General features: G+C 66.8%; 20 protein-coding genes. 7 read left to right on the top strand and 13 right to left on the bottom strand.

Going from position 1 to position 20,776, the window contains the following annotated elements; genetic code table 11:
• Positions 1 to 6: 6 nt before the first annotated feature.
• The 4 genes from TQ29_RS06125 to TQ29_RS06110 form a co-directional block, all read right to left on the bottom strand.
• Positions 7 to 273, bottom strand: a complete 267-nt coding sequence (locus tag TQ29_RS06125; RefSeq protein ID WP_037208307.1) for a hypothetical protein — start codon at positions 271 to 273, stop codon at positions 7 to 9.
• 228 nt (positions 274 to 501) lie between these two features.
• Entirely contained in the window at positions 502 to 969 is a 468-nt protein-coding gene (gene msrB, locus TQ29_RS06120; protein ID WP_054538441.1) for a peptide-methionine (R)-S-oxide reductase MsrB, read from the bottom strand.
• 212 nt (positions 970 to 1,181) lie between these two features.
• On the bottom strand, positions 1,182 to 1,880 hold the full coding sequence (locus TQ29_RS06115) for an anti-sigma factor domain-containing protein (RefSeq protein WP_054538440.1): 699 nt from the start codon (positions 1,878 to 1,880) through the stop codon (positions 1,182 to 1,184).
• Positions 1,877 to 2,422, bottom strand: a complete 546-nt coding sequence (locus tag TQ29_RS06110; RefSeq protein WP_037208313.1) for a sigma-70 family RNA polymerase sigma factor — start codon at positions 2,420 to 2,422, stop codon at positions 1,877 to 1,879. The genes TQ29_RS06115 and TQ29_RS06110 overlap by 4 nt, the downstream gene beginning before the upstream one ends.
• A 185-nt stretch (positions 2,423 to 2,607) precedes the next feature.
• Between TQ29_RS06110 and cobS the strand changes: the two genes are divergently transcribed.
• The 7 genes from cobS to TQ29_RS06075 all read left to right on the top strand — a co-directional run bounded on the left by cobS (position 2,608) and on the right by TQ29_RS06075 (position 9,131).
• Positions 2,608 to 3,594, top strand: coding sequence for a cobaltochelatase subunit CobS (cobS, locus tag TQ29_RS06105; protein WP_054538439.1), 987 nt, complete (start codon positions 2,608 to 2,610; stop codon positions 3,592 to 3,594).
• A 112-nt stretch (positions 3,595 to 3,706) separates the two neighbouring features.
• The gene (locus tag TQ29_RS06100) at positions 3,707 to 4,132 is read left to right on the top strand and encodes a hypothetical protein (RefSeq protein ID WP_054538438.1); all 426 of its coding nucleotides are present in this window, start codon (positions 3,707 to 3,709) and stop codon (positions 4,130 to 4,132) included.
• A gap of 94 nt (positions 4,133 to 4,226) precedes the next feature.
• Entirely contained in the window at positions 4,227 to 4,466 is a 240-nt protein-coding gene (locus tag TQ29_RS06095) for a hypothetical protein (RefSeq protein WP_157445526.1), read from the top strand.
• Positions 4,466 to 4,939, top strand: coding sequence for a thermonuclease family protein (locus tag TQ29_RS06090; protein ID WP_054538436.1), 474 nt, complete (start codon positions 4,466 to 4,468; stop codon positions 4,937 to 4,939). Before TQ29_RS06095 ends, TQ29_RS06090 begins: the two co-directional genes overlap by 1 nt.
• 1 nt (position 4,940) lies before the next feature.
• On the top strand, positions 4,941 to 6,821 hold the full coding sequence (cobT, locus tag TQ29_RS06085) for a cobaltochelatase subunit CobT (protein WP_054538435.1): 1,881 nt from the start codon (positions 4,941 to 4,943) through the stop codon (positions 6,819 to 6,821).
• A 69-nt stretch (positions 6,822 to 6,890) separates the two neighbouring features.
• Positions 6,891 to 8,696 carry an aminopeptidase P family protein gene (locus TQ29_RS06080; RefSeq protein WP_054538434.1) on the top strand — a complete coding sequence of 602 codons (1,806 nt, stop codon included), beginning with the start codon at positions 6,891 to 6,893 and terminating at the stop codon, positions 8,694 to 8,696.
• A 90-nt stretch (positions 8,697 to 8,786) separates the two neighbouring features.
• Entirely contained in the window at positions 8,787 to 9,131 is a 345-nt protein-coding gene (locus TQ29_RS06075) for a DUF427 domain-containing protein (RefSeq protein ID WP_054538433.1), read from the top strand.
• A gap of 7 nt (positions 9,132 to 9,138) precedes the next feature.
• On the opposite strand, the gene TQ29_RS06070 is transcribed toward TQ29_RS06075, so the two are convergent.
• The 9 genes from TQ29_RS06070 to murB form a co-directional block, all read right to left on the bottom strand.
• Positions 9,139 to 10,827 carry a chloride channel protein gene (locus TQ29_RS06070; RefSeq protein WP_054538432.1) on the bottom strand — a complete coding sequence of 563 codons (1,689 nt, stop codon included), beginning with the start codon at positions 10,825 to 10,827 and terminating at the stop codon, positions 9,139 to 9,141.
• Positions 10,828 to 11,148: 321 nt separating this feature from the next.
• A complete protein-coding gene (recN, locus tag TQ29_RS06065) occupies positions 11,149 to 12,798 on the bottom strand; it encodes a DNA repair protein RecN (RefSeq protein ID WP_054538431.1) in 1,650 nt (549 codons plus the stop codon).
• A gap of 22 nt (positions 12,799 to 12,820) precedes the next feature.
• Complete coding sequence (locus TQ29_RS06060) at positions 12,821 to 13,657, bottom strand: outer membrane protein assembly factor BamD (RefSeq protein ID WP_054538430.1); 837 nt, start codon at positions 13,655 to 13,657, stop codon at positions 12,821 to 12,823.
• Between the two features lie 115 nt (positions 13,658 to 13,772).
• Positions 13,773 to 14,693 carry a UDP-3-O-acyl-N-acetylglucosamine deacetylase gene (gene lpxC, locus TQ29_RS06055; protein ID WP_054540345.1) on the bottom strand — a complete coding sequence of 307 codons (921 nt, stop codon included), beginning with the start codon at positions 14,691 to 14,693 and terminating at the stop codon, positions 13,773 to 13,775.
• A gap of 233 nt (positions 14,694 to 14,926) precedes the next feature.
• Positions 14,927 to 16,495 carry a cell division protein FtsZ gene (ftsZ, locus tag TQ29_RS06050; RefSeq protein WP_054538429.1) on the bottom strand — a complete coding sequence of 523 codons (1,569 nt, stop codon included), beginning with the start codon at positions 16,493 to 16,495 and terminating at the stop codon, positions 14,927 to 14,929.
• Between the two features lie 180 nt (positions 16,496 to 16,675).
• The gene (ftsA, locus tag TQ29_RS06045) at positions 16,676 to 18,010 is read right to left on the bottom strand and encodes a cell division protein FtsA (protein WP_037211410.1); all 1,335 of its coding nucleotides are present in this window, start codon (positions 18,008 to 18,010) and stop codon (positions 16,676 to 16,678) included.
• A complete protein-coding gene (locus tag TQ29_RS06040; protein WP_054538428.1) occupies positions 18,007 to 18,894 on the bottom strand; it encodes a cell division protein FtsQ/DivIB in 888 nt (295 codons plus the stop codon). Before TQ29_RS06040 ends, ftsA begins: the two co-directional genes overlap by 4 nt.
• A complete protein-coding gene (locus TQ29_RS06035) occupies positions 18,882 to 19,760 on the bottom strand; it encodes a D-alanine--D-alanine ligase (protein ID WP_235974392.1) in 879 nt (292 codons plus the stop codon). The genes TQ29_RS06040 and TQ29_RS06035 overlap by 13 nt, the downstream gene beginning before the upstream one ends.
• An 88-nt stretch (positions 19,761 to 19,848) precedes the next feature.
• Entirely contained in the window at positions 19,849 to 20,769 is a 921-nt protein-coding gene (murB, locus tag TQ29_RS06030) for a UDP-N-acetylmuramate dehydrogenase (RefSeq protein ID WP_157445525.1), read from the bottom strand.
• Positions 20,770 to 20,776: the final 7 nt, after the last annotated feature.

Raw genomic sequence — 20,776 nt, 5'->3', positions numbered from 1 at the left:
CGCGCCTCAGTGGCTTGTGAGGGTGCCGCCGTCACTGGCGACCCGGTCAAGCTGTGCGGCGACCATGATCAGATCGTTCAGCACATGTTTCGACCACCACCCGGCCCCTTCATAAGCGGTATGCTCCACAAGACGCGACGCAAGGCGCACCGCGAAAGTGTATTGCGCGGCGCGCGGCCAGCCTTCGGTCGCATCGACGATTTCCTGAAAGATACAGTCGCACATCGATTCGCTGTTCATGTTCAACCGCTCGATGTCTTTGTTCTGTTTCACGCCGGCAACTCACTTTACTGAAAGTTATATACTCTCCGGCCCCTCCGGGCCGACACCGCCTTCACGGCAACAATCATTGGTTAACGCCGAGACCCGCATATCGGTTCCCGCCTTGGCCAAGTCGCGCCAATCTAAGTATCGGAATATGAAAATCAACGGCGGATCGGGCCGAAACCCCTGAATTCCCGCGGCAGACGCCAGTGTGACGTGACGTTACAAAATGCCTGACTAGGCCGGCTCGAACCGCAGGCTGACCCCGTTCAGGCAATGGCGCTTGCCCGTCGGCTTCGGCCCGTCATCGAAGATATGGCCCAGATGGCTGCCGCAGCGGCGGCAATGCACCTCGGTCCGCAGCATCAGGAACTTGCGGTCCTGTTTGGTTTGCACCGCGCCGGGCAAGGCCTGCCAGAAGCTGGGCCAGCCGGTGCCGCTGTCGTATTTCGCGGCCGCGTCGTAAAGTGGCAGGTCACAGCCCCGGCAGTGAAACAGGCCGGCCCGCTTTTCATCGTTCAGCGGGCTGGTAAAGGGGCGCTCCGTGCCCTCCCGGCGCATGACGCTGTATTCCAGATCGCTCAGCATCGCGCGCCACTCCGCATCGCTGCGCGTCACCTCGAAAGAGGCGGCCAACAGCGCGCGCGGCACGCCCGCCAGCAGCGCGGCCGCACAGGTGGCCTTCAGCAATCCACGACGGTTCATTTCCCGAACTCCTCGCTCTGCGGTTATGCGTGCCGCCTGTATTACCATTTAACCATCGACACATCACAACAGGCGGCACGCCCCGGATGGCAATTGGCGCGGGGCGATACCAGAACAAGGTTCACCACACGCTGCCCCGCAGCCCCCAGGTTGAAGACTATACGAACCAGAACGAAAATAGTTTCACGTTCCGGTCAAATTTTTTCCAAATTCTACAGCGCGGTAACCACGCCGACCGCCAGAACCCGCCCGGTCGGCGCCCCGGTGGGCGAGCCGCCGGGCGGCTCGTCGCTGATGGCCATAACCGCGTTGCGGAACTGATCGGCCAGCGCCTCGGGCACCGCGATCCGGCCGCGCCGTTCGGGGGGCAGCACCCCAAGCGACACCGGCGCGCCTTCACCCGCGATCAGCCACAGCTCCAGCACACGCCCCTCGGCCGGGGCGCCCGCCACCCGGTTTATCTGAAGCACACCCGCCCCGGCATCGAACACCGCAGCCATCTGCAGCGCGTTGTCTTCGGTGGCGATCTGGCTGACGAACACCGGCGCATCCCCCGCCGGCAGCAGAACCACCGGGCGCATCAGTACAAATGCCAGCGCCGCCGCCCCGACAAGCGCCGCCCCCGCCAGCCCGCGCCACAACGACAGGCTCGACCAGATCCCGCGCCGCGCCTCGCGGCCGAACAGCCGGTCCTCCAGCGCGCCCCGCACATGCGGCCCCGGCGCCACCTCGTCAAAGCCCTGGGCCAGCGAAATCAGATCCTCGTCCCAGGCGCGCACCTCGTCGCGCAGCACCGCGCTCTCGGCCATCTCGGCCTCGAAGGCGCGCCGCTCGAACGCGCCCATCAGGCCAAGCACATATTCCGCCGCCCGGCTTGCGTCGTCTCCGGTGATCTGTCGCCCGTCGGTCATCTTGTCAGGCAATCCCTCAGTTTCAACAGGCTCCGGCGGAGCCAGGTTCGCATCGTGTTGACAGGAACGCCGCTGCGGTCGGCAAGCTGCTGATAGCTGTAGCCTTCCAGATAGGCGCCGCGCACCGCATCGGCCTTGTCATCCTCCAGCTCTTCCAGACACCCGTCGATCGCCGCGCGCTGCGACGCGGCCACCGCCAGAGCCTCTGGCCCAGGCCCCCCGTCGGGCACCGCATCGGCCTCCGCGCCCATCCCCTGGGTCAGGGCCTGGGCCGCGCGCAGCCGGTCGATCGCGTGGTTGCGCGCGATGGTGATCAGCCATGTCATCGGGCTGTAGCCCCCGGCGATGAACTTGTCGGCATTGTACCAGATCTTGACGAACACCTCCTGCAACGCGTCTTCGGCCGCCGCCCGATCCTTCAAGATACGCAGGCAGACGCCAAAGAGTTTCGCCGAGGTGCGCGCATAAAGCGACGAAAACGCCGCACGGTCGCGCATGCCCACCTGTGCAATCAGAACTTCAATCTCTGCCCGCGTCGCCATGTGCCTGTAATTTTCCTGTTCGCCGTGGGCAGAATACGCATCCTGGGTGCGAAATGAAGGACAAAGATACATGCGCGGGAAGTGACGCGGCCGGCGGGCTTCCCCTTGAACCCCCCGGCGATATGTTCCACTAAATCGTCTGGGACGGGCGCGCGTGCACATCCCGTGTGAAAGGTATGGCGATAATGGCGGACGGCACCATGGACATTGACGCAAAACCCTCTGAGGAGATCTCGGTTCGCGAAGTTTTCGGAATCGACACTGATATGGTGGTCCGGGGCTTTGCCAACCGCACCGACCGGGTGCCCGAACTGGACAGCACCTACAAGTTCGATCCCGACACCACGCTGGCGATTCTGGCCGGGTTTTCCCACAATCGCCGGGTGATGATCCAAGGCTATCACGGCACCGGCAAATCCACCCATATCGAACAGGTGGCCAGCCGCCTGAACTGGCCCACCGTGCGCGTTAACCTCGACAGCCACATCAGCCGGATCGACCTGATCGGCAAGGATGCGATCAAGCTGAAAGACGGCAAGCAGGTGACCGAGTTCCAGGAGGGCATCCTGCCCTGGTCGCTGCGCAACCCCACCGCGATCGTGTTCGATGAATATGACGCGGGCCGCGCCGATGTGATGTTCGTGATCCAGCGGGTGCTGGAGGTCGACGGCAAGCTGACCCTGCTCGACCAGAACGAGGTGATCACCCCGCACAAGTATTTCCGCATCTTCGCCACCGCCAACACCGTGGGTCTGGGCGATACCACGGGCCTCTATCACGGCACCCAGCAGATCAACCAGGGCCAGATGGACCGCTGGTCGCTGGTGGCGACGCTGAACTACCTGTCGCATGACGCGGAATCGGCGATCGTTCTGGCCAAGAACCCCACCTACAACACCGAAAAGGGCCGCAGGATCGTCAGCCAGATGGTGACGGTCGCGGATCTGACACGCACCGCCTTCATGAACGGCGATCTGTCCACGGTGATGAGCCCGCGAACCGTTATTGCCTGGGCGCAGAACGCCACGATCTTCCGCGATATCGGCTATGCCTTCCGGCTGACCTTCCTGAACAAATGCGACGAGCTGGAGCGGCAGACGGTCGCCGAATTCTATCAGCGCTGCTTTGACGAGGAACTGCCGGAAAGCGCCGCCAGCATGAGCTTGGGCTGATCTTCGGGCGGGCCCTCATGCGGAGGCCTGCCGCGGCGGGCGCCCGCGTCCGCACCACTGGTGTATATACAAAGTATTGACTTTCGATATCGAAGCGTCATAACTTTGTTACATGACACATCCGGCCCTCAACACCCTTCGTGGCGTGGCGCTGTTGATCCTCACCGCCCCTGCCGCGCTCGCCCTGCCCGGTTCTCCGTCTCAGCGAGCTGAATTCTTTGCCACCTGCGCCGGCCGCCTTGCGGCGCTCGAAACCCGGCAGCGCGCCACGCAAAGCCCCGATGTCGGCAAGACAGAAGCCCTGCGCGCGGATTTCGACCTGCTGCTGGAGGCGACCCTGCCCGACGCCGTCGATTACGGCATGCCCCCCGCCCAGGCGACGCAATGGCGCTCTCTCGGCTGGGGCGAGATCGCCACCCTGCTCGCCGATGCCGATTACAGCTTCGATGCCGGCCGCGCCGCGCGGGCCCGGCAGATGATCGACAGGCGCATTCTGGATTGCAATGCGCTGATCCTGCCGAACGCGTCCGGCGACTGATCCCGAGGGGCGGGTTTTCGCGCCCCCCCTATGGCCAAGCCTCGGGAATGGCTCTAGGTTGATGGGCGTTCCTCAGCCTCAGGTCACGGCCCCGATGACACAGCCCTGCATCCGCATCACCACGGCAAAGGCCGCCGCCCGTGCCCGGTTCGCGGCCCGTGGCGGCGGTGATACCGCGGCAATCGACGCCCATATCGCCGAACAGCTGATGCTGTTGATGGACAAGGATTGCATGGCTGACGGCTGCACCGACAACCGCGACATGTTCGACCGGCTGGGCCGGGACGTCGATGCTTTCACCCGGACCCGGCCCGAAACCCCCGGGCCGATCTGATGCCGCTCCCCAGCCGTCGCCTCGCCGTGAAAGCCGCGCTCGTTGCGGCCAGCCTGCTTGCCGGATGCAGCACCCACTCCGTGCCCCCGTCGCGAACGGTTGCCCTTCCCCGGTCGGGGCCGGGTTGTATCATCGACCGGGTTGTCGATGGCGATACCATCGGCATCGCCTGCCCCGACGGTTCGGGCGGCACCGCCCGGCTTGTCGGCTTTGATACGCCCGAAACCTACCGACCAGCGTGCCCGGCGGAGCGGCGGCTCGGGCTGCAGGCAACCGCCTACCTGACCCAGCGGCTCGACGGGGCCGCGCAGATTTCCGTCGCCCCTGGTGGCGGGCGCGACAAGTATGGCAGGATGCTGCTGCAGCTCTATGTCGATGGGCGCGACATCGGGCAGGATATGATGGCGCAGGGGCTCGCGGTTGCTTATGACGGTGGCAAAAGGATCAACTGGTGCGAAAGGCTGACGGCATAAAATGACCCAGAAATCCGACAACCCCGCCGATCCGTTCAAGAAGGCGCTGGCCGAGGCCACCCGGGTCATGGCCGATGATCCCGATCTGGGCGTCAGCTATTCTGTCGATCCGCCGGGCATGAGCGACGATGCCGTGCGCCTGCCGCAGATCAGCCGCCGGATGACCCGCGACGAGGTGCTGCTCGCGCGCGGCACCGCCGATGCCTATGCGCTGCGCCGCAAATACCATGATGCCGCCACCCACAGCCGCTATCAGCCGCAGGGCGAGATGGCGCGCGATCTCTACGAGGCGATGGAAACCGCCCGGTGCGAGGCGGTGGGCGCCCGCACCATGCCCGGCACCGCCGGCAACATCGACTCGATGATCGGGGCCGAGGCCGCGCGCAAGGGCTATGCCGACATCACCAATGCCGCCGACGCGCCGCTGGCCCGCGCGGCGGGCTATCTGATCCGGCACCTCGCCACCGGCCGCGTGTTGCCCGCCGGCGCGCAGAATGTGATGGAGCTGTGGCGCGGCTTTATCGAGGAACAGGCCGGCGACACGCTCGACAATCTGGAAGAGACGCTGACGGATCAATCCGCCTTTGCCCGCTTCGCGCGGCAGGTGATCCGCGATCTGGGATATGGCGACCAGCTGGGCGACGACCCGGACATGGAAGACGAAGAACAAGACGATCAGAGCACCCAGTCCGACGAGGAGGAAGACCAGCCCGAAAGCACCGGCGACGATCAGGATCAATCGTCGGAAGAGAGCGAGGCCAGTCCCGAGCAAAGCCAGGACGACACCCAGGAGGCCGCCGAGGCGCAGGTGTCGATGGACGATCTGGCCGATATGGAAATGTCGGACGAGGCCGAGCTGCCCGAAGGTGACGCCCCGATGGAGCCGCCCCCGCCGCCGCCGCATTCGCAGGCCGATCCGAATTACGATGTCTTCACCACCGATTTCGACGAGGAGATCCGCGCCGAGGATCTGGCCGAGGCGGCGGAGCTGGAGCGGCTGCGCGCCTATCTCGACCAGCAGCTCGAGCCGCTGAAGGGCGCGGTCAGCCGCCTGGCCAACAAGCTGCAGCGCCGGTTGCAGGCGCAGCAGAACCGCAGCTGGGAGTTCGACCGCGAAGAGGGCATTCTGGATGCGGGGCGGCTGGCGCGCGTGGTGGCCAACCCGACGACGCCGCTGTCGTTCAAGGTCGAGAAGGATACCGAGTTTCGCGATACCGTCGTGACGCTGCTGCTGGACAATTCCGGTTCGATGCGCGGGCGCCCGATCTCGATCGCCGCGATCTGCGCCGATGTGCTGGCGCGCACGCTGGAACGCTGTCAGGTGAAGGTGGAGATTCTGGGCTTCACCACCCGCGCCTGGAAGGGCGGCCAATCGCGCGAACGCTGGCTGGGCGAGGGCCGCGCCCAGCAGCCCGGCCGGCTGAACGATCTGCGCCACATCATCTACAAACAGGCCGACGCGCCCTGGCGCCGGGTGCGCCCCAATCTGGGGCTGATGATGAAGGAAGGCCTGCTGAAGGAAAATATCGACGGCGAGGCGCTGGAATGGGCGCACCGGCGTCTGGTCGCGCGGCACGAGGCGCGCAAGATCCTGATGGTGATTTCCGACGGCGCGCCGGTGGACGATTCGACCCTGTCGGTCAACCCCGCGAATTATCTTGAAAAACACCTGCGCGACGTGATCGCCATGGTCGAGAAACGCAAGCTGGTGGAGCTGATCGCGATCGGCATCGGCCATGATGTGACGCGCTATTACGACCGCGCGGTGACGATCACCGATGTGGAACAGCTGGCCGGTGCGATGACCGAGCAGCTGGCCGGGCTGTTCGACAGCGACCCGCGGGCGCGCGCCCGCGTGATGGGCATCCGCAGGGCGAGCTGAGGCCGGAGCCAGAGTTTTCTTGCCTCCGGCGGGGATATTTCGGGAAAGATGAAAGCAGGAGCGCGGCGCATGTTTCAAAGGTTCGAGGCCACCACCCGCCCTGCCGACGGCCCGCCCCGGCTGGCGGATCTGCGCCGGCAGATGGCGGCCGCCGGGCTGGACGGGTTCATGGTGCCGCGCGCCGATGCGCATCAGGGCGAATATGTCGCGCCGCGTGACGAGCGGCTGGCCTGGCTAACCGGCTTCACCGGCTCGGCGGGGTTTGCCGTGGCCCTGCGCGACCGGGCCGGGGTGTTCATCGACGGGCGCTACCGGGTGCAGGTCCGGGCGCAGGTCGATCCGGCGCATTTCACGCCCGTGCCCTGGCCCGAGACCAAGCTGGCGGCGTGGCTGCGCGAGGCGCTGCCCGGTGGCGGCGTGGTGGGGTTCGATCCCTGGCTGCACACGTTCGAGCAGATCGACAAGCTGTTGGAAGAGCTGGCGGGCAGCGGTGTCGGCCTGTGCGAGAGCGACAATCTGATCGACCGGATCTGGGACGATCAGCCCGGCCCGCCGCTGGGGCCGGTTGTGCCCTATCCCGCCGCGCTTGCCGGGGAAGAGCATGCCGCCAAGCGCGGCCGGATCGCCGCGGAGCTGCGCGCCGCCGGGCAGAAGGCTGCCGTGCTGACGCTGCCCGATTCCATCGCCTGGCTTCTGAACGTCAGGGGCAGCGATATCGCCCGCAATCCGGTGCCGCATGCCTTTGCCATTCTGCATGACGACGGGCGGGTGACGCTGTTTGCCGATCCGGCGAAATGCGATGCGGCGCTGGCGGCGCATCTGGGCGCCGAGGTCACGCTACGCCCGCCCGTGGCCTTTGACGCGGCGCTGCGCAGCCTGCCCGGGCCGGTGCGGCTCGACAAGGCCAGCGCCCCGATCGCGCTGGCCGGGCTGCTGAACGAGGCCGGGGTAGAGATCCGCTGGGGCGCCGACCCCTGTCTCCTGCCCAAGGCCCGCAAGACCCCGGCCGAGATTGCCGGCACCACCGAGGCGCATCTGCGCGACGGCGCGGCGGTGGTGGAGTTCCTGTCATGGCTCGACGCCACCGTTCCGACCGCGCGCCTGACCGAGATCGACGTGGCGACCGAGCTCGAGGTCTGCCGCCGCGCCACGAACGCGCTGCGCGACATCAGCTTCGACACGATCGCGGGCAGCGGGCCGAATGGCGCCATCGTGCATTACCGGGTGACCCGGGACACCAATCGCGATCTTGCGCCGGGCGATCTGCTGCTGATCGACAGCGGCGGGCAGTATATCGACGGCACCACCGACATCACCCGCACGGTTGCCATCGGCGATGTGGGGCATGAGGAAAAGCTGTGCTTCACCCGCGTGTTGCAGGGCATGATCGCCATATCGCGCGCGCGCTGGCCGCGCGGATTGTCGGGGCGGGATCTGGAGGCGCTGGCGCGGTATCCGCTGTGGCTGGCCGGGCAGGACTACGATCATGGCACCGGCCACGGCGTCGGCGCCTATCTCAGCGTGCATGAGGGGCCGCAGCGCCTGTCGCGCAGCTCTGAGGTGGCGCTGGAGCCGGGGATGATCCTGTCGAACGAGCCGGGATATTATCGCGAGGGTGCCTTTGGCATCCGCCTCGAGAACCTGATCGTGGTGCAGGAGGCCCCGGCCCTGCCCGGCGGCGATGACCGGGCGATGCTGTGCTTCGGCACGCTGACCTATGTGCCGATCGACCGGCGCCTCATTCTGGCCGATATGCTGAGCGCCGAGGAGCGGGCCTGGCTGGATGCCTATCACGCGCAGGTGCGTGACAGGATCGCGCCGCGCGTGTCAGAGGCGGCGCGCGTCTGGCTCGGGCGTGCCACCGCCCCCCTGTGACCATCTGGACGCTGGATACGGCGACATGTAACTGTCATGAAGCGGCGACTAGTATGCGGCCGCAACGCAGGCCGACGGGGGAGAGCAGCCATGACAAACCACATCGCGATACGCAAGGCGGGCGGAAAATGGGTGGTGCGCGCCGGCGGCGCCGTTCTGGCCGAAAGCACCGATGCGCTGGAACTGTCCGAAGGGGCCTATCCGCCGGTGATCTATTTCCCGCGCGGCGATGTCGCGATGGCGTTTCTGGACGCGTCCGACACGCGCACGACCTGCCCGCACAAGGGCGAGGCGAGCTATTTCTCGATCGGCACCAAAAGCGAAACGCTGAAAGACGCCGCCTGGTCCTATGAAGAGCCGAAGGATGAGGTTGCGCGGATAAAGGGCCATCTGGCCTTTTATTCCACCGAAAAGGTCGCCGTCGAACAGCTTTGATCCGCGGTCAGGAATGTTCTTCGGCCGCCATGGCCGCAAGGGCGCGGTTATAGGCCCCCAGGGCATCCACGTGAAACAGCGCGCCCAGCAGGGTTGCCGGGGCCTTGTCGGTTGCCGGGGCGACGACCGGGATGAAACTGTGGCCGGTTTCGTCGAATACCGGCAGAGCGGTTTCCAGCGTTGCGTCGGGGCCGATGAACACCCCCTGCTCCATCAGCGCCAGACAGGCCTCTGGCGAGGCCGCGCCGGGCTTGTCCTTGCCGCGCATCACCACCCGCACCTTGTAGAGCGACAGAAGATAGGCCTGCGGCCCGGCGGCCACATGCTTGTTGGCACGCGCGAGCTGGGTCAGGAAGAACGAGCGATCCACCAGGCGCGAGGCAAGCGCTGTCGAGACCGACACGGCCACCATCACCGCCAGTCCGGTCTGCCAGTCGCCGGTCAGTTCGAACACGATCAGCGTGGTCGAGATCGGCGCGCCCAGCACGGCGGCCGCCACCGCCCCCATTCCGGCCAGCGCATAGAGGGTTTCGGAGCCCGAGATATCGGGGAAGACCGAGGTCGCGACGATGCCGAAGGCCAGCCCGGTCAGCGCGCCCATCATCAGTGAGGGTGAGAAAATGCCGCCCCCCATCCGCCCGGCCATGGTAATGGCCACGGCCACGCCCTTGAGCACGGCGAAGATCAGAACCTCGTGAAACACGAGCTGCCCCGTCAGCGCGGCGGATGTGGTTTCATAGCCCACCCCGATGATATGCGGGAAATAGATCGCCAGCCCGCCAAGCAGCGCCCCCGCCAGCGCCGGGCGCAGCCAGGACGGCACCCGCATCTCGCCCTGCAGGTAGTTGCCGACGTCGTCGGCCCAGAAGATCGCCCGCATCAGCAGCACCGCGACCAGACCGCAGACCAGCCCCAAAAGCAAAAAGGCCGGAAGTTCGACATAGACGATCAGGTCATTGTCGAGCGGCAGCGAAAATTCGGTGACATTGCCGAAGCTCAGGCGCGAGATCACCGTGCCGGCCACGCTGGCGATGGCGATGGGCGCGAAGGCGTGCACCGCGAAATGCCGCAGCACCACCTCCAGCGCGAAAAGCGCGCCGGCGATCGGCGCGTTGAACGAGGCCGAGACCGCCGCCGCCACCGCGCAGCCCAGCAGATCGCGCCCCGTCATGCCATTGGCATGGATACGCTCTGACACCCAGGAGGCGATGGTCGCGGCCATATGCACCACCGGCCCCTCGCGCCCGGTGGAGCCACCCGATGACAGCGTGATCAGCGAGGCCAGCGCCGAGGCCAGCCCGGCCTTGCGCTCCACCCGCCCGTCATGCAGGGCCGCGCCCTCGATCACGTCGGCGACGCTGCAGACCCGGCCGTCATCGGTGAACAGCCGCAGCAGGATACCCACCGCCAGCCCGCCGCAGATCGGAATGATCAGCACCCAGTACCACGGCAATGTCTGGGCGAAGCTGTGCAACAGACGCGGGTCATCGACGCCGTAGAACGCCCGCTGCAGCGCGTCGATCGCATGACGGAAGCCCAGCGTCACAAAGCCCGCGGCACTGCCGACGATCAGCGCGATGATCCAGAACTGAAGCTTGGACGGCCCCTCGCGCAGCAGCGCAGACCAGCCGTTGCGAACGGCGGTTTTCGCGTCACTGCGCTGCCGGTCGAGAAATGCGGAAAGCCGCTCGCCCAAGGCGGACCCATTCTGCCGGGCGTGTTTCCCCGGGCCTTTCCCGCGCCGCCCGCCTGGCACAGGATGCCCCTGCTGCGGCGCATCCCCGGCAGCGCGCGCCCGCGCCCATCCCCGAAGCGCCTGGCGCCGTCTCTTCCCTCTTAGGCGATCGGCCGGGCCGGTCCAAGCCCGATCTGGGCGCAGGGGGGCGAAAGCGCGCCGCATTTCGCGGCCATGCCCGGTGAGGGGCCATTGTCGCGGCCCGTTCCGGGCCGTTTCCTGCCTCGCGCCCTGGCGGGCGCTCAGGTGCCTCCGGCGGGGATATTTTCGGAAAGATGAAGCTCAGGCGCCGAGCAGGGCACGGGCGGCGGCGCGGGCCTCTTCGGTGATGGTGTCGCCGGCGAGCATGCGGGCGATTTCATCGACACGGCCGGTTTCGGCAACCGGCGTGACGGTGGAACGGGTCTTGCCCCGGCTGACCTGCTTCTCCACCCGCCAGTGATGCGCGCCCCGGGCCGCCACCTGCGGCGAATGGGTGACGACCAGCACCTGCCCGCCTTCGGCCAGCGCGGCGAGGCGACGGCCCACCGCGTCGGCGGTGGCGCCGCCGACGCCGCGGTCGATCTCGTCGAAGATCATGGTGATGCCGGAGGTGCCGCGCGTGAGGCAGACCTTGAGCGCCAGCAGGAAGCGGCTGAGTTCGCCGCCCGAGGCGATCTTGTCGAGCGGGCCGGAGGGCGCGCCGGGGTTGGTGGCGACGGTGAAGGTCACGCCATCCTGCCCCTCGGGGCCGGGATCGGCGGGGGTGATTTCGGTGGCGAAGACCGCGCGCTCCATCTTCAGCGGGGCCAGTTCGGCGGCCATCGCCTTGTCGAGCGCCCTGGCCGCCCTGATGCGCCGGGCGGTGAGGGTTTCGGCAGCGGCGCGATAGCCCGCTTCGGCCTGCGCCACGGCGGCGTGCAGGGCGGCGATATCGCCCTCGCCGGCGTCGAGCGCGGCGAGCCGGGCGCGCAGGGTCCGGGTGAACTCTGCCAGATCGTCGGGCTGTTGCCCGTGTTTGCGCGCAAGGCCGCGGATGGCGAAGAGGCGCTCCTCTGTCATTTCCAGCTCGGCGGGGTTGAAGCTGAGGTGATCAAGGCAGGCCTCCACCCCCTGCTGCGCCTCGCCCAGATCCGACAGGGCGCGGGAGAGTGCGTCGATGGCGCCGTCGAGCCGGCCCTCGGCCCGGTCCGACGCGCCTTCCAGCCAGCGGACGGCATCGCCCAGCAGGCCCTCGGCCCCGTCGCCGCCCATGGCGGTAAAGGCGCGCGCGATGTCTTCGCGGATACGGTCGGCCGCCTGCATCATGCGGCGGCGCGTGTCCAGCTCGGCCTCTTCGCCCGGTTGCGGATCGAGCGCGTCGAGCTCGGCCAGGGCGTGGCGCAGGAAATCCTCCTCTTCGCGCAGCGCGGCCAGCGCGGCCTCGGCCTCGGCCAGGGCGCGGCGGGCCTCGGCCACGCGGCGCCAGGCGGCGCGGGTGGCGGCCAGCGGCGCGGCGTTGCCGGCGAAGTCGTCCAGCAAGACCCGGTGCCCGCGCGGGTTCAGCAGCCCGCGGTCATCCTGCTGGCCGTGCAGCTCTACCAGCGTGTCGGACAGGGCGCGCAGCACCTCGCCCGAGGCGCGGCGGTCATTGACCCAGGCGGTCTTGCGCCCGTCGGCGCTGTTGACCCTGCGCAGGATCAGCTCGTCGCCGGCGGGAAAGCCCGCGTCGGCCAGCACTGCGCGGGCGGCATGGGATTCGGGCAGGTCGAACACCGCCACCACCTCGCCCTGCGCGGCGCCTTCGCGCACCAGCTCGGCCCGGCCGCGCCAGCCCAGCACAAAGCCCAGAGCATCCAGAAGAATGGATTTGCCGGCCCCGGTCTCGCCGGTCAGCACATTCAGGCCGGGCTGGAACGCGAGTTCCAGCCGGTCGATGATCAGCAGGTCCCGGATGTCGAGACTGCGCAGCATCGAAAGCCCCCCTGCCCCAGGGTCAGAGCCATTCGCCCTTGACCATTTGCCGATAGATCGCCTGCAGCCAGCCGGTCCCGAGCACATCCGGCTCCAGCCCCTTGCCCTGCAACAGCTTGTACCCGTCCTCATACCATTCGGTGGACTGATAGTTGAAGCCGAGAATCGCGCCCGCCGCCTGTGCCTCGTGATCCAGCCCCAGCGACAGATAGGCCTCGATCAGGCGATAGAGCGCTTCGGCGGTGTGGGTCGTTGTCTGGAAATCCTCGACCACCACGCGGAACCGGTTGATCGCGGCGGTGTAATGGCCGCGTTTGAGGTAGTAGCGCCCGATCTCCATCTCCTTGGCGGCGAGATGGTTGAAGGCCAGATCGAATTTCAGGATCGCCGATTGCGCATATTCGCTGTCGGGATAGCGTTCGATCACCGTGCGCAGCGCCTGCAGCGCCTGATAGGTCAGGCCCTGATCGCGGCCGATCAGGTCGATCTGGTCGTAGTAGCTGAGCGCCAGAAGATATTGCGCATAGGCCGCATCCTCATCGGCCGGATAGAAATCGATATAGCGCTGCGCCGACGAGCGGCTGTTTTCATAGTCCTTGTCGATGTAATAGGCATAGGCCTGCATGATCAGCGCGCGCTTGGCCCATTCGGAATAGGGGTAGAGCCGCTCGACCTCGCCGAACAGCACGGCGGCGTCATCGGCGTTGCGCGTGGTTTCCAGCTCGAACTCGGCCTTCTTGTAGATATCCTCGGCGGTCAGACTTTCCAGCGCCGGCTCTTTGTTGCCGCCACACGATGACAGCACGGCCAGCGCCGCCAACGCCCCGACAAGCCCCTTGAGCGATCTGCTTTTGCCCATGACCCGCAATACCTCTTTCCTAGTGCTCCGCGCGTGTGGCGTTCGGCGCGGCCTGCGCCGTGTCCTAGCACATAAAAATCGGAGGAAAAACGCTTTTACCGCGAAACCCGGTTGCTCAGGCGACGGCGCGCAGATCGGTGCGGCTGACGCCGACGCCCGGAAGGTTGCGCGCCAGCCGCGCGTCGCATGTTACCATGCGAAAAGCCTCGGGCCGGGCGAAAAGCGCCCGCAAAAGCGCGTTCGTCATGGCGTGGCCGGCGCGGTGCCCGGTATAGCGGCCCAGGATCGGCGCACCGGCCAGCGCGAGGTCGCCCAGCGCATCCAGCATCTTGTGGCGCACCGCCTCGTCGGCGTGGCGCAGCCCGCCGGGGCTGAGGATTCGGTCGCCATCAACCACGACCGCGTTGAGCAGGCTGCCGCCAAGGGCCAGCCCGTTGGCGCGCATCGCATCCACATCGCTCTGGCGGCAAAAGGTGCGGCTGTCGCACAATTCGCGGACAAAGGCGCCGTTGGCCATGTTCAGGCGTTTGTTCTGCACACCGATCACCGGATCGGTGAAATCGATGTGGAAATCAATTTCCAGCGTCCGGGCGGGCGAAAGCCGGGCCCAGGCATCGCCTTCGCGCACCTCCACGGTATCGAGGATCTCGATCGCGCGGTTCGGCGCGTCCAGCTCCTGCAGCCCGCGCGCGATGAACGCGCTGACGAAAGGCGCCGCCGACCCGTCGAGGATCGGCACTTCCGGCCCGTCGATCTCGATCAGCGCGTTGTGGATGCCGCAGCCGGCAAGCGCCGCCATCAGATGTTCGACGGTCGACACCGACACGCCCGCGTCATTCACCAGCCGGGTGCAAAGCCGCGCGGGCGAGACCACATCCCAGCGGGCGGCGATCAGCGGATCAGCGTCGGAAACGTCGGTGCGGCGGAACCACACACCATATTCAGCCGAGGCCGGGCGCACCATCATCCGCACGGGGCGCCCCGTGTGAAGACCGATACCGGCGAATCCAACCTGCGATTTAAGAGTGGTCTGCAATTTGCACCCGTCTTTCTTTTGCCCCGGCAGGCGGACCATGCCGCAGCTGCACATTTGAGGTACGGTCACCGGCCCGGAACCTCAACTCAAAGATTGTAACGCGCTGAAACATTGCGCGTCAGGCATCGGCGATTTGCCGCCGCGGGGGTGAGGTATATGATGCAAAACTCTGATTTAGAAATGAAAAAAGGCCGGTCAACCCGGCCTTTTCACGTAATTTTCGCAGTCAGATTTTAGTTGGCCTGACGCCGCAGGAACGCAGGGATCTCGATCCTCTCCTGATCCGGGTCGGTCTCCGCGGCTTCCTGCTGGCTTTGAACCGGGGGCTGGCGGCGCTCCGGCTGCGCGGCGCGCGCGGTGGCCTCCTGCGGGCTGCCGGCCATGCGGTTGATCAGCGAGCCGATGCCGAAACGCGCCTTGTCGGCGGCGCTCGCCGGGCGGGCGCTCGCGGCGTGATGCTCCGAAGAGCTGGTGCGCGGCGCCTTGGCAACGGCGGCCTGCAGGCGCGCCATGGCTTCGGGCGACGGCGTTCCCGGCGCGCGCGGGCGCGGCGCGACAAACACCTCTTCCTCGGGCTGCGGATCATCGGCAAGCGCGGCGGCAAGCGCGGCGTCTTCTTCCGATTGCGGCTGATAGGCCGGGGCCGGAAGCTCATCGTCCTGCGCATAGCTCTGGGCGGCAGCACGCGGCTCTTCCGCCGGGAACAGCGACGGCTCGGGCGTTTCCGCGGCGGCAGGCGTTTCCGCAACCGCCGGCGCGGGCGCTTCCGCCACGGCGGCGGGCTGCAGCGGTTCGGCCATGCGGCGGCGCGGAACCGGCGTGTCCATCACCACATTGCTGGCGTCGATCCCGGTGGCGACAACCGATACCCGCATGAACCCTTCCATGGCGGTATCCAGCGTCGAGCCGACGATGATATTGGCCTCCTGATCCACTTCCTCGCGAATGCGGTTGGCGGCTTCGTCGAGTTCGAACAGGGTCAGGTCGTAGCCGCCGGTGATGTTGATCAGAACACCCTTGGCGCCGCGCAGGCTGATTTCATCGAGCAGCGGGTTGGCGATGGCTTTTTCGGCAGCCTGAACCGCGCGATCCTCGCCCTCGGCCTCGCCGGTGCCCATCATCGCCTTGCCCATCTCGTCCATCACGGCGCGAACGTCGGCGAAATCCAGGTTGATCAGGCCGGGGCGCACCATCAGGTCGGTCACGCCCTTCACGCCCTGATAGAGCACATCATCGGCCAGGCTGAACGCGTCGGTGAAGGTGGTCTTTTCATTGGCCAGGCGGAACAGGTTCTGGTTCGGAATGATGATCAGCGTGTCCACAACCTTCTGAAGGGCCTCGACACCCTCCTCGGCCTGGCGCATCCGCTTGGCGCCCTCGAACTGGAACGGCTTGGTCACGACGCCGACGGTCAGAACACCCAGCTCGCGCGCGGCCTGCGCGATGATCGGCGCCGCGCCGGTGCCGGTGCCGCCACCCATGCCGGCGGTGATGAAGCACATGTGCGCGCCTGCCAGATGATCGACGATTTCCTCGATCGCCTCTTCGGCGGCGGCGGACCCGACCGACGGCCGCGCGCCCGCGCCCAGCCCTTCGGTCACCTTAACGCCCATCTGGATCTTCGCCGGGGCGTTCGATTGCTGCAGCGCCTGGGCATCGGTGTTCGCGGTGACGAATTCCACCCCGTCCAACTGCTTCTCGATCATGTTGTTGACGGCGTTGCCGCCTGCCCCGCCCACACCGAAAACAGTGATCCGGGGTTTGAGTTCTTCATGCTCCGGCATTGTGAGTGTCAATGTCATTGATCTGTCCGCCTGCGTTGTTCTTTTACTCGGCACAATACGCCGCTGTGGTCCTTTATTCGCTTGATTCTACCGTTTCGAACAGGGCTGGTCACGAAAAAAACGCAAAAAAACCCACAAAATATTGGGGACCGAAGGGCCGCATTGGCGGTATTTCGCCGCTCACACAGTATCTTGCGGTCACCAGTTATCCTTAAACCAGCGCACCGCTCTTTTCAGCGATTTCGCCGGATACCTCTCTGCCGGGATCTCAAAGTCCCACCACTCATCCTGTGGGTGTGCCGCAAACAGGCACAGCCCCACCGCCCCCGAAAAGGCCGGGCCCGTCGCCGCCTGCGGCAGGCCCTGCACACGCAGCGGCCGGCCAAGGCGCACCTGCTGGCCAAGGATTCGGCTGGCCAGCCCGTCGAGCCCCGGAATCTGGCTGCCGCCGCCGGTCAGCACGATCTGCTGGCTTGGCAGATGCTCGAACCCGGCCGCATCGAGCCGGGCGCGCACGTCCTCCAGAATCTCCTCGACGCGCGGGCGCATGATTCCGATCAGCTCGGCCCGGCTGACGGTGCGCCGGTCATGCTCGTAATCGCCGGTGTCGCCGCCGATCTCGATCATCTCGCGGTCGTCCATCCCGGTGGCGACCACGCCGCCATAGAAGGTCTTGATCCGCTCCGCCGTCGAAAGCGGCACCTGCAGCCCCTTGGAAATATCCGCCGTCACGTGATCGCCGCCCATGCGCACGGAATCGGCATAGATCATGTGTTTCTTCATGAAGACCGACACGCCGGTCGCGCCGCCGCCCATGTCGATACAGGCCGCGCCCAGCTCCTGCTCATCCTCGACCAGCGACGAGATGCCCGAGACATAGGCCGAGCTTGCCAGCCCCGCCAGCTCCAGGTCGCAGCGCTTGATGCAATAGAGCAGGTTCTGCACCACATGCGCATCCACCGTCAGCAGATGCATGTCGCAAGCCAGCCGGTTGCCGATCTGCCCGCGCGGATCGTTCATCCCCGACCGGTGGTCCAGCGCGAAATTCACCGGCTGGGCATGCAGCACCTCGCGCCCGTCGCCGAAATCGGGCACGTCGCAGGCGGCAAGAACGCGGGCCACGTCATCCTCGCTGACGACGCTGTCCACCAGATCGATCTCGCCATCCAGCCCGTAAGACCGCGGCTGCGCCCCCGACATGCAGGCGATCACGTGGTCGACCCGCAGGTTGGCCATCTTCTGCGCCGCCTGAACGGCGGTGCGAATGGCGCGCTCGGTTTCCTGCATCGCGTCGATCTCGCCAAAGCGCACCCCGCGCGAACGGGTGGTGGCCGCCCCGATCACCCGGAACGACGATTGCCCCGCCAGAGAGCCGACGCCATCACCGCCGGAAAACCGCTCCGGCCCGTCAAAACGCAGCACAAGACAGGCGATCTTGGAGGTGCCGACATCCAGAATCGCGATCACGCCCCGGTCCATCGCCTGCTTGCGCATCCGCCGCATGGCGCGCTGTGACTGATAGAGATCGGTCATCCCTTGATTGCTCCTGTTTCCAATGTTTTCACGCGCCGCAGTTCTTCCACGGCTTCGGGCGACATACGCAGCGTCGGGCGGTCGGCATTGCGCATGTCCACCGCCATCAGATCCCGCTCCAGCATGTCTTCGGCCTGATCCAGCGCGATCACACGCTCCAGCGCCTCGACCGCGCCCCGTTCGGGCAGCAGGATGCGCTGGTCACGGTCCAGCACCACGTCCCAGCGGCGTTCGCCCATCCGCACCAGCCCGCGCAGCCGCCCGGCCAGCGGCCGCGCCGCCTCGATCAGCGCCAGCGCCTCGGCCACCTGCGCATCGGCCCCGTCGCCGGCGATCAGCGGCAGGTCGGGCCGGTCGGTACGCGCGCCCAGCGGCGCCACCCGGTGACCCTCGCCATCGAGCAGTTCCAGCCCGTCGCGGCTGCGCCAGATCACGGTGGGAATGCGCTCCTGGATCGACACCTGCAAAATGCCGCCCGGCCGGATCTGCAGCCCGGCCCCGGCCACCGCATCCAGCCCCAGAATGGCGCGGCGCATCTCTTCAAGCTCCAGATCGAACGAACTGACGGGGAAATCCAGCGGAACGATCTCGCGGATATCCTGATCCAGCTCGCCAGACGCGCCGTCAATCGCCATGAGCTTGACCATGAACTCCGGCCGCTCCTCGATCGCGCGGCGCAGGTCGGAAAACACCAGCCCCAGCTCCTCGCGCCGCTGCTGATCGGCCAGGTACCAGCCCACCGCGAACACCATGCAGAACGAGGGTAGCCCCACCCGCAGCAAAGACCGGAACAGCGGCGTCAGCCACAGCCGGTGCAGCCGATAGGCCAGACGCGTCGGCGCCGGGTCACGCTTCGCAGGTTCGGGCGCGGCTACCGGTTGCATGACGCATCCTCCACCATCCAGCGGCACAGCGCGCCAAAGGACATGCCGCAATGCGCCGCCTGCTCTGGCGACAGCGATGTCGGCGTCATGCCCGGCTGGGTGTTCGTCTCCAGCAGGAACAGCCCGCGCAGGCCCCGCGTCTCGTCCCAGCGGAAATCGGTGCGCGACACGCCCCGGCAGCCCAGCACGTCATGCGCGCGCAGGGCGTAGTCCATGCAGGCGTCGAAAATCTCGGCCGGCACGTCGGCAGGCAGCACATGGCGCGAGCCGCCCTCGGTGTACTTGGCTTCGTAATCATACCAGCCGTCGGTCAGAATATCGGTGACCCCCAGCGCCCGGTCGCCCATCACCGTGGTGGTCAGCTCGCGCCCCGGCACGAACGCCTCGACCATCACGACATCCGGCATCTCCGCAGAAAGCTGCGGCGGCCCGTTCGCCGCCTCATGCACCAGATAGACCCCGACCGAAGACCCCTCGCTGTTCGGCTTGACCACATAGGGCGGCTCCATCACGTGACGCGCGCGCACCTCAACGGCGGGGGCCAGCAGGCTTTCGGCCACCGGCAGCCCGGCGGCGCGAAAGGCCATCTTGGTGCGTTCCTTGTCCATCGCGAGGGCCGAGGCCAGGACGCCCGAATGGGTATAGGGGATGCGCAGCCATTCCAGCAGGCCCTGAACGCACCCATCCTCGCCCCAGCGACCATGCAGCGCGTTGAAAACCACATCGGGCTGAATCTCGGCAAGGCGTGCACAGAGGTCGGCGCCCGCATCCACGCGCACAACCTCAAAGCCTTCTTCCCCAAGCGCGGCGGCGCAATCCCGCCCCGATACCAGCGAAACCTCGCGCTCAGCCGAGGATCCGCCCATCAGAACCGCTACTTTGGGGGCTGCCCTGCTCGACATACCCACCACTGGTGCCTCGATTCGGAGCCTTATAAGTGGCCCCTGAATTTGATTATTTCCGCGGTGCCGGTTCACCGACCCGCATGATCTCCCATTGTAGGTCTATTCCGCTCTTTTGGAAAACCTTTTTTCGCACCTGCTCGCCCAGATTTTCCAGATCCGCCGCCGTGGCCCCGCCGGTGTTGATCATGAAGTTGGAATGCATCCGCGACATCTGCGCGCCGCCCACCGTGGCGCCGCGCATCCCGGCATCGTCGATCACCTTCCACGCCTTCAGCTCATGGGTGTCATCCGCCCGCCCGGTCGAGCTGAAGCCGGCCGGGTTGCGAAAGGTCGATCCGGCGCTGCGCTCTCTGGTGGGCTGGCTGGCGTCGCGCCGGGCAAGCTGATCGGCCATGCGCGCCTCCAGCGCGGCGGGGTCGCCCGCCGGCGCTTCGAACACCGCCTCGATCAGCACCCAGCCGTCGGGCAGGTCGCTGTGGCGATAGCCGAATTTCAGATCCTCGGGGGTCAGCGTCACCACCGCGCCGGCCCGCGTCACCGCCCTTGCGTACAAAAGAACGTCTGAAACATACGAACCGTAGCATCCGGCGTTCATCCGCACCGCGCCACCGATGGCACCGGGGATGGTGCGCAGAAAGGTCAGATCCACCCCGGCCTGCGCCGCCTTGCGCGCCACATGCGCGTCCAGCGCCGCCGCGCCTGCCGTCACCCGGCCGCCCTGCACCGCGATGCCGTTGAACCCGCGCCCCAGCCGGATCACCACCGCCCGCAGCCCGCCGTCGCGCACGATCAGGTTGCTGCCCACGCCCATCGGAAACACCGGCACCGCAGGATCGAGCGCGGCCAGAAACGCCGCCAGGTCATCGACATCCGCAGGCTGAAAGAGCCAGTCCGCCGGGCCGCCGACCCGCAGCCATGTCAGATCATCCAGCGACCGGTCCGGCGTCAGCGTGCCGCGCACCTGTGGCATCGCGCCC

The organism is Actibacterium sp. EMB200-NS6 (genome assembly GCF_001305615.1).
Classification (GTDB): domain Bacteria; phylum Pseudomonadota; class Alphaproteobacteria; order Rhodobacterales; family Rhodobacteraceae; genus Actibacterium_A; species Actibacterium_A naphthalenivorans.
This window is presented reverse-complemented; position numbering and strand designations above follow the sequence as displayed.

Coding starts and splice junctions, on each gene's coding strand:
- msrB (WP_054538441.1), bottom strand. CDS start 969: ATGAACCGTCGTGGATTGCTGAAGGCCACCTGTGCGGCCGCGCTGCTG.
- TQ29_RS06115 (WP_054538440.1), bottom strand. CDS start 1,880: ATGACCGACGGGCGACAGATCACCGGAGACGACGCAAGCCGGGCGGCG.
- TQ29_RS06110 (WP_037208313.1), bottom strand. CDS start 2,422: ATGGCGACGCGGGCAGAGATTGAAGTTCTGATTGCACAGGTGGGCATG.
- cobS (WP_054538439.1), top strand. CDS start 2,608: ATGGCGGACGGCACCATGGACATTGACGCAAAACCCTCTGAGGAGATC.
- TQ29_RS06100 (WP_054538438.1), top strand. CDS start 3,707: ATGACACATCCGGCCCTCAACACCCTTCGTGGCGTGGCGCTGTTGATC.
- TQ29_RS06095 (WP_157445526.1), top strand. CDS start 4,227: ATGACACAGCCCTGCATCCGCATCACCACGGCAAAGGCCGCCGCCCGT.
- TQ29_RS06090 (WP_054538436.1), top strand. CDS start 4,466: ATGCCGCTCCCCAGCCGTCGCCTCGCCGTGAAAGCCGCGCTCGTTGCG.
- cobT (WP_054538435.1), top strand. CDS start 4,941: ATGACCCAGAAATCCGACAACCCCGCCGATCCGTTCAAGAAGGCGCTG.
- TQ29_RS06080 (WP_054538434.1), top strand. CDS start 6,891: ATGTTTCAAAGGTTCGAGGCCACCACCCGCCCTGCCGACGGCCCGCCC.
- TQ29_RS06075 (WP_054538433.1), top strand. CDS start 8,787: ATGACAAACCACATCGCGATACGCAAGGCGGGCGGAAAATGGGTGGTG.
- recN (WP_054538431.1), bottom strand. CDS start 12,798: ATGCTGCGCAGTCTCGACATCCGGGACCTGCTGATCATCGACCGGCTG.
- TQ29_RS06060 (WP_054538430.1), bottom strand. CDS start 13,657: ATGGGCAAAAGCAGATCGCTCAAGGGGCTTGTCGGGGCGTTGGCGGCG.
- ftsZ (WP_054538429.1), bottom strand. CDS start 16,495: ATGACATTGACACTCACAATGCCGGAGCATGAAGAACTCAAACCCCGG.
- ftsA (WP_037211410.1), bottom strand. CDS start 18,010: ATGACCGATCTCTATCAGTCACAGCGCGCCATGCGGCGGATGCGCAAG.
- TQ29_RS06040 (WP_054538428.1), bottom strand. CDS start 18,894: ATGCAACCGGTAGCCGCGCCCGAACCTGCGAAGCGTGACCCGGCGCCG.
- TQ29_RS06035 (WP_235974392.1), bottom strand. CDS start 19,760: ATGGGCGGATCCTCGGCTGAGCGCGAGGTTTCGCTGGTATCGGGGCGG.
- murB (WP_157445525.1), bottom strand. CDS start 20,769: ATGCCACAGGTGCGCGGCACGCTGACGCCGGACCGGTCGCTGGATGAT.